Origin of the sequence: Enterococcus sp. 4G2_DIV0659 (assembly GCF_002140715.2) — a bacterium.
In the GTDB taxonomy this organism is placed as follows: Bacteria; Bacillota; Bacilli; order Lactobacillales; family Enterococcaceae; genus Enterococcus_L; species Enterococcus_L mansonii.
This window is the reverse complement of sequence record NZ_NGLE02000001.1, coordinates 1230925-1244130: the sequence shown is the minus strand read 5'-3', so window position 1 is coordinate 1244130 and position 13206 is coordinate 1230925. Positions and strand designations below refer to the sequence as shown.

Genomic DNA, 13206 nt, shown 5'->3' with positions numbered 1-13206 from the left:
AAATGGATACACCTCTGATTTCACAGTGGTTAGATTATACAAAAAAACATTCTACTGTCGAAAAAAAATTAGAAGACGTGTTAAAGAAAAAAAGCCAACTGACGATTAGTGAGTATTATGCATTATATCAACTTCATCAAAATGGATGCCATATGCGCTTGAATGATCTAGGAAACTATTTGTGTTTAAGTCAAAGTGCGTTGTCCCGTCTGATTAAACGTTTAGAAGAAAAAGAGCCTCAAGTGATTATAAAAAAAGATTGTTCTGCTGATAAGCGTGGATTTTATGTTGATTTAACAGATCAAGGATTAGAAGAATTAATAGCGATTGAAAAAGATGTACAGGCTATCTTAGAAGAAAATTTTAAATAAAGGACTAAAACATTGCTTTTTAGTCCTTTTTTGGTTATTCTAAATATAGATGCATGCGCATGCAAGTTCAGGAGGAGGAAATTCAAATGGATAAATTAGAATCAGGAATTACATTTAAACGAGGATTGCATTTGAAAAATAGACTGGTTGTTGCACCTATGACCACTAAAATGTCTTTTTTTGATGGGGTAGTAACAAATGATGAGATTGCTCATTATGAGTTACGTTCTGGGGAAGTTGGCGCAGTGATCACTGCAGCGGCCAATGTACACGAAAGTGGGAAAGGCTGGGAAGGTGAATTAGGTGTATATGATGACCGTTTTATTCCAGGGCTTTCTAAATTAGCTGCTGCGATCAAGAAAAACCATACGAAAGCGATTCTTCAGATTTTTCATGCTGGACGAATGACGGATTCTAAGGTGTTAGGGGGAAATCAACCTGTTGCACCAAGTGCGGTTGCTGCACAAAGACCAGATGCACAGACGCCTAGAGAATTGACCGAGGAAGAAATTTTTACTATTTTAGATAGTTTTAAAAAAGCGACAGAAAGAGCCATCAAGGCAGGTTTTGATGGTGTAGAAATCCACGGTGCAAATACGTACTTAATTCAACAATTTTTCTCTCCACATTCGAACCGACGAACAGATGATTGGGGCGGAACACTAGAAAAAAGAATCAAATTTATTAATGAACTTGTAGATGGCGTGACAAGTGTAGTAGATGAATCAGGTGTTAAAGACTTTATTGTTGGGTATCGCTTTTCGCCAGAAGAGTACGAAGAACCAGGGATTCGTTTAAGTGATACGTTGTATTTAGTGGATCAGTTGTCTAATAAACCACTAGATTATTTGCACTTATCTGTTGGCAACTATAGAAATCATTCTGTAAATGATGCGTTCAAAGACAAACCAATTATTGCGTATATAAATGAAACAATTAATGGTCGTCTCCCACTAATTGGTGTTGGCGATATTAGGAATGGAGCAGATGTTGAGTCTATTTTAACCTCTGCAGACTTAGCAGCAGTGGGACGAGCAGTATTGATTGATCCACATTGGGCGCAAAAAGTTTTAGATAAACAAGACCACTTGATTCGGACAGAACTTTCACACTATGATCAAGAAGAGTTAAGAATCAGTAATGGTGTTTGGGCATTTTTAGAAGGAATGATGCCTGAACGACTTAATTAGAAAAAGAAAAAACTAGGCAATTTATAGAGCGGCAAAAAAGGGCTAAAACAAACACTAAAAAAGAAAATGTGTTTGTTTCAGCCTTTTTTTTGCGTTCTTTTTGAAAGATCTAAAAAAATTTAAAAATAGTGTAACCTTTTTCCGTTTGAAAGGTATTACTAGTGTAAGACACAATTTAAAGGGAGTTATAAAATGAAAAAAATCGTATTACGTTCAATAATCCTACTTTCAATAGCCGTTTTAACAGCTTGCGGAAACAATCAGAAAAAAGAAGTCAAAACAGAAGTTTCATCAACGGCGGTTAGCAGTACTAGTGCTACCAAAGAAAGTACTAAGGCGAGTAAAGAAACGAAGAAATCAGAAACACCGTTCGCTGAATTAGCCAAAGCGATTCAAGAGAATATCGAAGCAGAAAAAATGTCTTCAATTTATGCAAATACTGATGAGCAAAACTTTGGCACCGATGAGTACAAGGTAAGGATCAAAGGATATGAATATTATGAAGTTGAAGATTTTTCCAGAAATTTAAGTATTCCTTTTGGCGATCAAACAAAAAATGGCGGGATAGTGATCTTAGAAGCTGAGGTTGAAAATAAATCGAACGAAAGCGTGTATACAGCTTCTGGTTTTGATCTATCCGTGGTTGGATATGATCGCAGTCTGACATATACGAAAAGCTTGATTAACGACGATATAGAAGAAGAGTATCCACTGTTTACTAGCATCATGCTTAAGCAAAAACGAGAAGTTAAAGCGGGTGAAAAAGTTACAGGCTACATTACGTATGCTATTCGACCAGAGGCAGTAGAAAAAATCAAAGAATATGGAGAAGTAACGATAGAAACAGCAGGACTGTATTCAAAACCAGATAGTTACTCTAAAGCTGATGCAATTTACGAATCGGAAAAAGTAAAAATACCAGTGAGTACTGAAGGGGAGCAAACCGTTAGTGAGAGTGGAGAATTTTACCCAGACAAAGCTAGTGCTGCTAACATGGGTGTGAAAAAAATGATTAGTGCTGAAAAAACAGAGCAAACAGTTGATTTTGAAGGAATCAAGGTGGTATTAGAGGGGTATCAATTCGTAGATTTTGAGCCAAATGAAGATACTGCTGCGAGATTCAAGGACTTCGAATCAGGGGTTGTCCTTTTAACCGCGAAAGTAAAAATAAAAAATGAAGGCAAAGAAAAAGTTCGATTGGAAAATATGTCAGGTGGATTAAAAATCGGCAGCCTTGGCAAAGTACTAAGTCAAGGGATGTTAGAAGAAAAACCGGAGAAAGCATTAGTAGATATTGGGGAAGAAGGCGAAACGTATCTTGTTTTTGCTTTAAACAAAGAAGATTACGATGAAACATTTAAGAAAAAAGAATTTGAGCTAGAAGTAAAATTAATGGATGAACGTTTTGCTACGATGACAAAATTAGGGGATATTACGTTTAAGTTATAATCGCGTTTATCGTAGAATGAGTAAAAATAAATAGAGCTAAGTAGAAAAATAGTGATAGTTCATTAATTCAAACAATTTTTTAGAAGCTGAATAGCTTATGGATGTTATATCTCTTTCATTTGACTCATATAGACTAGTGATAATTACCATCATTTATCCTGCATTTGACTATTTTTTTCCAAAATGATAAAGTAACCTCTGAGGAAGGTGTTTCAAATGTACGTATTATTTATTTCAACTCTTAGCTCCCTACAACTTATTTTTGATGAAGTGTTGTATGGAGCTTAATCGGAAAGCGTAAGAGCTTTTCTTATTCATCAGTAAATTTAGTATGCTTAAAAATAGCGCGTGTGTGCTATGTTTTTAGTGTACCTATTTACTGAAGGATATATAGATTAAAAAGGCCCTAGACATTTTGTCTGTGGGTCTTTTTTGTATGTTCTTTAGTAAAAAATGCAAAGAAACCACATGAAAGAGGAAATTAAAATGGAATTATTACAAGTCAAAGATTTAACCTATGCAGTACCAGATAAACAGCTTTACGAAAACAGTTCATTTACTCTTCGCAGTAATGAACACATGGGCATCGTTGGGAAAAATGGTGCAGGGAAAAGTACCTTATTAAAGATGCTCTTAGGTGATGTTTTACCAGATAGCGGATCGATTTCATGGAATCCAGCTGCTACTTTAGGTTATTTAGATCAGTATGTGGACATGGATCAGTCGTTGACAATTAGTGAGTTTTTAACGTCTGCCTATCAAGAGTTATTCAACACCGAAAAAGAAATGGTAAAATTATATGAAAAATATAGTGAAACAGGGGATGAACAGCTTTTAACAAGAGCTGCAACGTATCAAGAACAGCTAGAACTCAAAGGATTTTATGAAGTAGAAAATGACATCAGTAAAGCTATTGCAGGCCTTGGAATTACGGATGCGACCCAACCATTAAGTGCACTAAACCGTGGGGATCAAATCAAAGTGATTTTGGCAAAATTATTGTTGGAGAAACCATCTGTTTTAATCTTAGATGAGCCGACGAACTATTTAGATCAGGAACATATTGACTGGCTGACAGATTATCTAAATGGCTTTGAAAATGCCTTTATCATTGTTTCTCATGACACCAACTTTTTAAGCAACATTGCAACATGCATCTGTGATATCGATTTTGGTTCGATCAAAAAATATCACAGTAATTACAACGATTTCTTAAAACAAAAAGCGCACTTGGCAGAAGCGTATCAAAGTCAATTTGAGGCCCAACAACGAAAAATTAAAGAAACAGAAGCCTTTATTCAAAAGAATATCGCTGGTATTAAAACTAAAATGGCACAAGGTCGTAGAAAACATTTAGAAAAAATGGATCGCTTGAAAGAACCTGAAAAGAAAGTTAAATCGAATTTCTCTTTTAAACTATTGCCGCAAAGCTCACCAAATGTTATGACGATTGACGAATTGACAGTAGGCTATAAATCACCTTTGTTGACTGTACGTGATTTACAAATCAAAAAAGGAGAGAAATTAGTGATTACCGGTGCAGATGGCTTGGGTAAATCAACATTGGTAAAAACACTTCTTTCAATGATTCCTGCGATTTCTGGAAAAGCCCAATTTTCCCCACAAGTCGCTATAGGCTACCATTCACAAGAAATCGAATGGGAAAATATTGAATGGACACCGATCGAAGCCTTAGCCAATAAATACACGAGGCTAACGTATGAAGATGTTCGTCGTGAATTAGCAAAATGCGGATTAAAACGAGAGATTGCTTCAAAAAATCTATACATGCTAAGCGGTGGAGAACAATCCAAAGTGAAACTATGTGATCTAACGATGCAACCAAGTAATTTCCTGATCTTAGATGAGCCGACGAACCATTTAGATGTCGATTCAAGAAAATCCTTGCAAGATGCCTTAAAAGCTTTTAGGGGAAGTGTTTTAGTGATTTCAAATGATGAAGAGTTTTATTTACCAATTGCTGATCAGGTTTATACGATTGCGGATAAACATTTGATGAGACAATAATACTCTAGAAATTAAAAAAGCGAAAACTAATTAAGGTGAAACGCACTAACCAAAGACTATCTCTACTGCATTTATTGATGAATATAAATGTGGTGGAGATTTTTGTAACGCAGATTAGTGAATGACTAAAAATAGGATTAAATTAGCATGCAACGCATCGTTGCGTAAAGATTTCATGTATAATCAAGGAAAGCAACGTATTTGTGCGGTGAAAAAGGTAGACGCAAAATAAGGAGTCGATTATAGTGACTGTAGAAATTGGCAAACAAATTAAAAAATTCCGTCAAGAACGAGATATCTCACAACAGGAACTGGCTGACTATCTGAAAGTTTCGCGCCAAACGATTTCTAAATGGGAACTTGGAAAAAGTCTTCCAGATTTAGAGAACGTCGTTCGACTTTCTGAGTATTTCAATAGTAGCGTAGATAATTTATTGGGACGTAAAAAGTCTGGTTTCTTTAGAAGCTTGTTCGAAGGGAAAGAAAGAAGGCACAATTCTATGGATCAAAATAAGCAAGAGAATCAGAATGCTGCATTTTACAGCGCCTACACTCAAGAGCTCAAACCATTGTTTTTAGAAGGGAAACGAGTAAATACCTTTGTAAAAATCGAAGATAAGCTATTTCCACAAGCGACATTTTCAAAATTGCTTGGTTATGCAAATTGTTTGTGTAGCTTTAGCAGTGAACAAGTGTCCATCAAGCAAATTGGAAAAGCAAAAGTGGTCGTAAATGCCGCTGTCGACGAACAGATTGCAGTATTTCCTCTTCAGGATATTAAGGAAGTAAACCTACAATTTGGCAAGTATATTCGGAATGTAGGAGGAAATTTTGTAACATTGATCGATATTATCACAACGGATCAAGAGTACCATCTTTGGGTAGAGTCGTTGAAAGTAGCCCATGAAATTTGGCATCATGAGACGTTTGCTTCTATAAAACTTAATGTAGATCCAACATTTAAAGCGGCTTTAAACTTATTAAATGAAGAAGAATCTGTTGAAGCTATTCGGTCTCAGGCGGATGCTATCCAGCTTTTTTCTAGGTAGTAAAAGGCCACCAAGACTTTTATAAATCAGAAGTAACATTTATTCAGGCACACGGTCATTCATGGTTTAATGGAATCAGTGATTGAAAGAGCAGTGTGCTTTCTGATAAAATAAAAAACAAACAGCTATTTACCATATGTGTGAATAAATGGTTGACATGTTTTGGTAAAAACATTAATTGGCAAACAGCTGTTTGAAATAGCAAGTTCTGCAAAGCCTGCTATTTTTTATCGGGAAAGTAAGAAGCTAAAAAAATCAGTTTCTTACTTTACTGGGTCACAAGGAACAATGGACTACTTTTGGTCATTCAATCATGGAACTCGGAAAATAATTATTTGCATGTTGATTTTTTCTTCTAATTGTATACGCATTGACTTGGCAAACCTTTTTTTGATTGAATAGTAAAAGTATGGCGAGCAGTTGATCCTAGTAACTCCAGCTCGTAAACACCAAGTGTTAGAATATGAAAAAAAGGTATTCGAATGAAAGGAGTTTGGTGTTTACTATTTATAAAAAGAGCGAAAAAATACGGTATTAGTCACCAACTAATACCGTGCAAAAGTTCAATAAATAACCATTAACTATTCAAATCCCTTGAATTGTAAAAAAACACTAGTATTTCTTACAAAAATTAGGTAAAATGAATATGTCAATGCATTGACTCGGGCAACTTATATTATTAGTTCATGCTGATAATATAGGGCTCTGCAAGAGGATTACTGTCCTTTTGTAGAGTGCCTGTTTATTTTGTTTTTCGCTCTAATTATCTGACTCATTAGGACAACAAAAAAATGGTACTAGTCAGCAACTAATACCATGAAGCGTTCGCTAAAGAAATATCAACTAGTTTCATTGAATATGCAGAAAGGACTAGTAATCTTTTCTAACATTTAGTACAATGATAACAGTCAATAGTTATATTGACGAGGCAACTTGTATTATTAGTTCATGCTGATAATACAGGGCTCTGCAAGAGGATTACTGTCCTTCTGCAGGGCGCCTTTTTTTATTTCTTGTTGTAATATTATCTTAACTTAAAGGTACAAGGGTAGTCAATAACTTTTTTTGAATTGTCAAAATGTTCCTCGTGGAATGGACAAATTTGACAAAAGCATATAAAAAGTGGAGAAATAACTTGCAAAATCTCGTCTTTTCGTCTTGTAGTTATTCATGAAAAAATGGAAAATTTAAGCGATTATTATAGTAGGAGAGAAAATATTCGGGTGTTAAATAGTGTTTTTTTATATAGAGCGAGATAATTAGAATATATCGACAGAAACCAAGAATCTTTAGCTGTTTGCTGCGTTGTTTTAAAGTGTAGAGTTATAGCAAATAAAAGAGCAAAATTGTAAGAAAGTGAAACTAAGTTGATGAAAGAAGAGAGATAGGAATGGGACGATGATATTCCGTTCCTTTTTTGACTCATAAAAATAGTCCTAAAGAAGTGAGCAAATCTCAGACTTAAAGCCGATAACATCGAGCGTCTGTTTTGCTACAATTAAATGTAATAGGAGTAGGGAAGAGTACATTTAATTGTAGCTTTTTTATGAAAGTCAGGGGTGAGTGGTATCAATACGCAAGTTAGCAAACAAACCAACAGTAATAATGGTATCGATTTAATAAAATATGGCGCAGCGATTTTAATTATCTGTTTTCATTGTGAACGGGTCATCCAAGATCCCGTTGTTCATCATTTGTTTAAAAATGTGTTATGTCGAATTGCTGTTCCGTATTTTTTGATTTCAACGAGTTATTTTGTTAGAAGAGGATATGATGGTTCGCCGGGGTATTTGAAAAGGTATGTAACGTCGTCCATTCGCTCGTATTTATTTTGGAGTTTGATTTATTTGCCGATTGGGTTTGTGTGGATTCAGGAGAATTATTCACTAGAGCCGTATTTATATCCAATAGCATTGTTGGCAGGATTGGTTTATACAGGAACGTATTACCATCTTTGGTATATTCCAGCCATGATTTTTGGACTCATTTTTGCTCACTGGTTCATTAAGAAAAAAGGATATGCTCTGTTGTTTGGGTTAACGTTTATTTTGAGTCTGTTTGGGTCGTTAGAAACGTATTATGGGTATATTGAATTTGAACCGTTGAAAGCTTTTTTTGATCAGTACTTGAATTTATTTATCACGACTCGTAATGGATTGTTCTTTACTTTGGTATTTGTAGTTGTTGGGTATTTTTTATGGGATTACCATGAAAAGATTGCTGCGTTTCAGAAGTATTTTGGATTGTTGGTTGTGCTTTTTGGAGGATTATTAGTCGGTGAAGGATTGATCGTTTATGCAAATACAGGAATCGATAAAAACTTTATGTGGTCACTTATTCCATTTACGGCGATCTTTTTCTGTTGGAGTATGACATTGAATCTTAAAATAGCTGTTGATTTTAAACAGTTACGAGACTTAGGAAAATATTATTTTTTCATCCATCCATTATGTATTTTATGGGCGGCAAGTTTAGTGGATAGTTATCATTTTTTGGCGAATAGTTGGTTGCAGTTGATCGTGACATTGGTCGCTACGCATTTACTAAGTTCATTAATGATTACGATCAGTAAGCAACTGCCAGGCTATTATTTTGGTTTACAGATGATGCTTAGGGTCAATAACGGGTATCTGAATTTAGGAAAAAGATAAAGTAAAGTTGCGGTTGAGACAAACGATGATAAGGGCATAGCCTTCATTAGTGTTTGTCCCAACAACAGCTTTTTTTTTGCTTAAGTTAAATGAACCCCTTTGTCCACATAAATAATATCACCAACAATCCCTGCCGCTAATTCACTGACAAGAAAGGCACAAGTATTTCCGACTTCTTCTATTGTTACGCCAGCTTTATCTGGTGTACGGTCTTCTGAAATTTTGATTAATTGATCGTAATCTTTCACACCTGTTACAGCTAATGTTTTGATTGCACCTGCTGAAATACCGTTGACACGGATTTTATCTGCAGCAAATTCATAGGCTAGATATTTTACAGCTGTTTCTAAAGAAGCTTTGGCGATTCCCATCATGTTGTAGTTAGGGATTGCTCTTTCTGATCCTAAATAGGTCATCGTAACAATTCCAGAACCAGGATTTAATAATGGTTTTGCATAGTGAGCAACCGCTAATAATGAGTAGCTGCTGATGTCTTGGGCTAATAAATAACCTGAACGAGTGATGTCGCTGACATTGCCGTCTAATTCTTCTTTGTTGGCAAATGCGATGGCATGAACAACACCGTCGATTTTGTCGAATCTCTCTTGGATCGTGCTGAATGCTTGAGCGATTGATTCATCAGAAGAAACGTCACATTCAACAAGTAGATCAGTTGGTTCAGCTAGTTTTAATACTTGTTTTTTCATGCGTTCATTTTGGTACGTATAGATAATTTCTGCCCCTTGTTCTTTTAAGGCTTTGGCACAGCCCCAAGCGATACTTCTTTTGTTTGCTACGCCCATTACGACGACTTTTTTATTTTTTAGAAACATATGATTTTTCCCCTTTAAGTATTATTTTTAGTGTGTGAAGAGTTTCGTGCATCTTAATAAAATCTAAATTTCTAACTTTATTTAAGTTGACGGATAAAATTGCAACTGGTATTATCTGTTTGAGAATGATAATATAATTCTCGAATTGATAATGCTAACCAGACAGACATTTTATCGGATGTCTGAATTATTAACTAAAATACTTTGAAAGTCAAACTATTTTACTTAAATTTAAACAAAAAAGTGTTGGTTATGCAAGTTTTTTTTAATTTGAACATCAAAACAATAGCGGAGGTGCATGATGAAACGAGTTGTAATAACCGGAATGGGAGCGGTGACTCCTTTAGGAAATACGGTGAAAGAATACTGGCAAAATTTAGTTAATGGAAAATTAGGAATCGGTAAAATTACTAAATTTGATTCTGAAGATACTGGTGTTGCTTTAGCTGGGGAAGTCAAAGAGTTTGATCCAAGTGGTGTGCTTGATCGTAAAGAGCAAAAGCGGATGGATTTATTTTCTCAATATGGTCTAGTTGCTGCATTAGAAGCGTGGGATATGAGTGGTTTGACTTATGAAAGCATTGATCCAAAACGTTTTGGCGTAATCGTAGGTAGTGGTATCGGCGGTATGACAACGTTACAAGATCAAGTGAGAGTGATGGATAAAAAAGGAGCCAAACGAGTAACACCATTTTTCGTACCAATGGTAATTGCCAATATGGCTTCAGGAAATATCTCAATCAAACTTGGGGCAAAAGGTCCTTCTCAAACAATCGTCACAGCCTGTGCATCAGCGACAAATGCGATCGGAGAAGCTTTCCGCACAATCAAATACGGCTTGGCTGACGTGATGATTACAGGAGGAACAGAGGCGACGATTTGTGAAATCGGGATTGCTGGTTTTGCGGCATTAAGTGCATTAAACACAACTGAAGATCCCACAAGAGCATCGATTCCTTTTGATAAAGAAAGACATGGTTTTGTTATGGGCGAAGGTGCTGGTATGTTGATGCTAGAAGAGCTTGAGCATGCACAAAAACGTGGTGCAACGATTTTAGGTGAAATTGTTGGCTACGGTAGTAATTGTGATGCTAGTCATATGACCGCACCATTAAAAGATGGAAGTGGCGCAGCAGATGCGATTGAATTAGCGTTAGCCGAAGCGTCAATTGATGCCTCAGCAGTGGGCTATGTCAATGCACATGGCACCTCAACACCCGCTAATGATGCTGCAGAAACCGCAGCTTTAAAACGAGTATTTGGTGAACGTGCGTATGAGATTCCAATCTCAAGTACAAAGAGTATGACAGGACATTTACTAGGTGCAGCCGGAGGGATCGAAGCGATTGCTTGTGTGAAGACATTACAAGAAGGCGTAGCGCATCCAACCGTTGGCTATAAAGAAGCAGATCCAGAATGTGATTTAGATTATGTAACAGAAGGTTCACGCTCCGTTCAAGCAGAATATGCAATCAGCAATTCATTCGGCTTCGGCGGTCACAATGGCGTTATTTGTATGAAGAAATGGGAGGAAAACTAACAATGACAAGATTAATGAATGCAACAGAAATTATGGAAATGATTCCAAACAGATACCCAATTTGTTTTATCGACTATGTGGATGAAATTATTCCAGAGAAAAAAATTATCGCAACAAAAAACGTAACGATCAATGAAGAATTTTTCCAAGGACATTTCCCTGGAAACCCAACAATGCCAGGTGTTTTGATTATTGAAGCGTTGGCGCAAGTAGGGTCAATCTTGATTTTAAAAATGGATCAATTCAATGGTGAAACGGCCTATATCGGCGGTATCAATAAAGCAAAATTCCGTCAAAAAGTAGTGCCAGGTGATGTATTGAAACTACATTTTGAAATCGTGAAAATCAGAGACTATGTTGGAATCGGAAAAGCAACGGCTTTTGTTGAAGATAAAAAAGTTTGTGAATGTGAATTGACTTTTATTGTAGGTAGATAAAAAACATATCAAGGTTAGAAGGTTGGAAAAGAAGCGTCTAACTCCGAGAATCTAGTAGGTACTGTGTAACATCAACTCGTACCTCGTTGTGTTTTACAGCAATAAGAAGGAGTTGCTTCTGCTCCCACCGTTCATTCTGATACTAAGAGCCTGAAACATAACTTTTAAGTTATGCTCCAGGCTCTATTTTCCAGTTTTCATGAGTTTCTTATTTCCGAAGAACTTACTTTTGTTTCCACCATTTATTCAGTTTATAGAGGTCTGAGATGTAACTGTTAGAGTTATTTCTCAGATTCTTTTGATTTGTATCCTAACTCTTGGAAAATGTTTTCTGGTTGGTTATACAACGCATTTAAATTATAGTGAACTTCTTTACTAGTGGCCATATTTTTAATCGTTGCTTGTCCTAATTCAAGTTCTTCATCGCCAAGAATCACGGTGAATGCTGCGCCTAATTTATTAGCTTGCTTAAATTGTGCTTTGGCCTTACGGGCTAAATAATCTCGTTCAACTGAAAATCCCGCTCTACGAAGGTGTTCCGTCAATTTTAAGGTTTCTAAAGAGGAGCGTTCTCCCATGCCGACTACATAAATATCAATGGCATTATCTAAGTGTTTTTTCTCTTGCTCTGCTTCTAGGGTCAAAATGATTCGCTCAATCCCACTACCAAAACCAAAGCCAGGAATGCTTGGGCCGCCAATTTCTTCAACTAATCCATTATAACGTCCACCAGCACAAATCGTTGTGTTTACTCCTTGGAAAGCTTCTGAATCACTCATAATCTCAAAGATTGTATGGTTATAATAATCAAGTCCACGTACCATATTGCTATCAACTTCAAATGGGATATCTAATGCTGTCAACATTTCCTTGACCGTTTCAAAATAGGTGGTTGATTCAGGATTTAAGTAGTCTAAAATAGAAGGCGCATCTGCTACGATTGGCTGGTCTTGTTCTTCTTTACTATCCAAAATACGCAAAGGATTCGTTTTTAAGCGACGTTTTGAATCAGAACTTAGTTGATCTTCTAAAGGTGTTAAGTAGTCTAAAAGAGCTGCTCTATGGGCTTGTCGACTGTCCTGGTCGCCTAAGCTGTTGATTACTAGTTTGAATTTTTTTAAACCTAAAGAAGAGAATAGAGCCAATGCCACAGAAATCCCCTCAACATCAATAGCTGGATTGTCAGCGCCTAAGACTTCAATTCCGATTTGATGGAACTGACGCAAACGTCCTGCTTGGGGACGTTCATAGCGAAACATTGGTCCCATATAATAAACTTTGTATGGGTTTGTATGTTCTGGACCATAGAGTTTATTTTCGACATAGGCACGAACGACAGGGGCAGTTCCTTCTGGTCGTAAAGTGATATGTCGCCCGCCTTTGTCCTTAAAGTCGTACATTTCTTTGGTGACAATATCTGTTGATTCACCTACGCTTCGGGTAATCAATTCTAAATGTTCAAAAATCGGTGTTCTGATTTCTTTGTATTGATAGCGTTTGAATACTTCGCGAGCTTTTTGCTCCACATACTGCCATTTCTCACTTTCACCTGGTAAAATATCTCGAGTTCCCTTAGGTTTTTGATACATCATCGTGGTCACTCCAATCTTTTTTATTTATGTTAAAAAATCCAATCTCGCTTTGGACAAGATTGGATT

The 13206-nt window shown here is 36.3% G+C and carries 10 protein-coding genes; 8 read left to right on the top strand and 2 right to left on the bottom strand.

Annotated features, from left to right (window positions below; genetic code table 11):
- The first annotated feature begins 2 nt into the window (after nucleotides 1-2).
- The 6 genes from A5880_RS05785 to A5880_RS05760 all read left to right on the top strand — a co-directional run bounded on the left by A5880_RS05785 (nucleotide 3) and on the right by A5880_RS05760 (nucleotide 8738).
- Entirely contained in the window at nucleotides 3-371 is a 369-nt protein-coding gene (locus A5880_RS05785; RefSeq protein WP_086331153.1) for a MarR family winged helix-turn-helix transcriptional regulator, read from the top strand.
- Between the two features lie 86 nt (nucleotides 372-457).
- A complete protein-coding gene (locus A5880_RS05780) occupies nucleotides 458-1561 on the top strand; it encodes an NADH-dependent flavin oxidoreductase (protein ID WP_086331154.1) in 1104 nt (367 codons plus the stop codon).
- A gap of 192 nt (nucleotides 1562-1753) precedes the next feature.
- Nucleotides 1754-3010: a hypothetical protein gene (locus A5880_RS05775; protein WP_086331155.1), complete on the top strand. Its 1257-nt coding sequence runs from the start codon at nucleotides 1754-1756 to the stop codon at nucleotides 3008-3010.
- A gap of 486 nt (nucleotides 3011-3496) precedes the next feature.
- Nucleotides 3497-5038: an ABC-F family ATP-binding cassette domain-containing protein gene (locus A5880_RS05770; RefSeq protein WP_086331156.1), complete on the top strand. Its 1542-nt coding sequence runs from the start codon at nucleotides 3497-3499 to the stop codon at nucleotides 5036-5038.
- A 245-nt stretch (nucleotides 5039-5283) separates the two neighbouring features.
- Nucleotides 5284-6087, top strand: a complete 804-nt coding sequence (locus A5880_RS05765) for a helix-turn-helix transcriptional regulator (protein WP_086331157.1) — start codon at nucleotides 5284-5286, stop codon at nucleotides 6085-6087.
- A gap of 1559 nt (nucleotides 6088-7646) precedes the next feature.
- The gene (locus A5880_RS05760; protein WP_086331158.1) at nucleotides 7647-8738 is read left to right on the top strand and encodes an acyltransferase family protein; all 1092 of its coding nucleotides are present in this window, start codon (nucleotides 7647-7649) and stop codon (nucleotides 8736-8738) included.
- 80 nt (nucleotides 8739-8818) lie between these two features.
- Here A5880_RS05760 and fabI read toward each other — a convergent pair whose 3' ends face one another.
- Nucleotides 8819-9571 carry an enoyl-ACP reductase FabI gene (fabI, locus tag A5880_RS05755; RefSeq protein WP_086331159.1) on the bottom strand — a complete coding sequence of 251 codons (753 nt, stop codon included), beginning with the start codon at nucleotides 9569-9571 and terminating at the stop codon, nucleotides 8819-8821.
- A 301-nt stretch (nucleotides 9572-9872) separates the two neighbouring features.
- Here fabI and fabF point away from each other — a divergent pair, with 301 nt between their 5' ends.
- Nucleotides 9873-11111 carry a beta-ketoacyl-ACP synthase II gene (gene fabF, locus A5880_RS05750; RefSeq protein WP_086331160.1) on the top strand — a complete coding sequence of 413 codons (1239 nt, stop codon included), beginning with the start codon at nucleotides 9873-9875 and terminating at the stop codon, nucleotides 11109-11111.
- A 2-nt stretch (nucleotides 11112-11113) separates the two neighbouring features.
- A complete protein-coding gene (gene fabZ, locus A5880_RS05745; RefSeq protein WP_086331161.1) occupies nucleotides 11114-11548 on the top strand; it encodes a 3-hydroxyacyl-ACP dehydratase FabZ in 435 nt (144 codons plus the stop codon).
- 281 nt (nucleotides 11549-11829) lie between these two features.
- Here fabZ and hisS read toward each other — a convergent pair whose 3' ends face one another.
- Complete coding sequence (gene hisS / locus A5880_RS05740) at nucleotides 11830-13140, bottom strand: histidine--tRNA ligase (RefSeq protein WP_086331162.1); 1311 nt, start codon at nucleotides 13138-13140, stop codon at nucleotides 11830-11832.
- Nucleotides 13141-13206: the final 66 nt, after the last annotated feature.

What these genes read in the sequence shown, in the direction of transcription:
- fabI (WP_086331159.1), bottom strand. Translation starts at nt 9,571, where the DNA reads ATGTTTCTAAAAAATAAAAAAGTCGTCGTAATGGGCGTAGCAAACAAA.
- A5880_RS05780 (WP_086331154.1), top strand. Translation starts at nt 458, where the DNA reads ATGGATAAATTAGAATCAGGAATTACATTTAAACGAGGATTGCATTTG.
- A5880_RS05785 (WP_086331153.1), top strand. Translation starts at nt 3, where the DNA reads ATGGATACACCTCTGATTTCACAGTGGTTAGATTATACAAAAAAACAT.
- A5880_RS05770 (WP_086331156.1), top strand. Translation starts at nt 3,497, where the DNA reads ATGGAATTATTACAAGTCAAAGATTTAACCTATGCAGTACCAGATAAA.
- A5880_RS05775 (WP_086331155.1), top strand. Translation starts at nt 1,754, where the DNA reads ATGAAAAAAATCGTATTACGTTCAATAATCCTACTTTCAATAGCCGTT.
- fabF (WP_086331160.1), top strand. Translation starts at nt 9,873, where the DNA reads ATGAAACGAGTTGTAATAACCGGAATGGGAGCGGTGACTCCTTTAGGA.
- fabZ (WP_086331161.1), top strand. Translation starts at nt 11,114, where the DNA reads ATGACAAGATTAATGAATGCAACAGAAATTATGGAAATGATTCCAAAC.
- hisS (WP_086331162.1), bottom strand. Translation starts at nt 13,140, where the DNA reads ATGATGTATCAAAAACCTAAGGGAACTCGAGATATTTTACCAGGTGAA.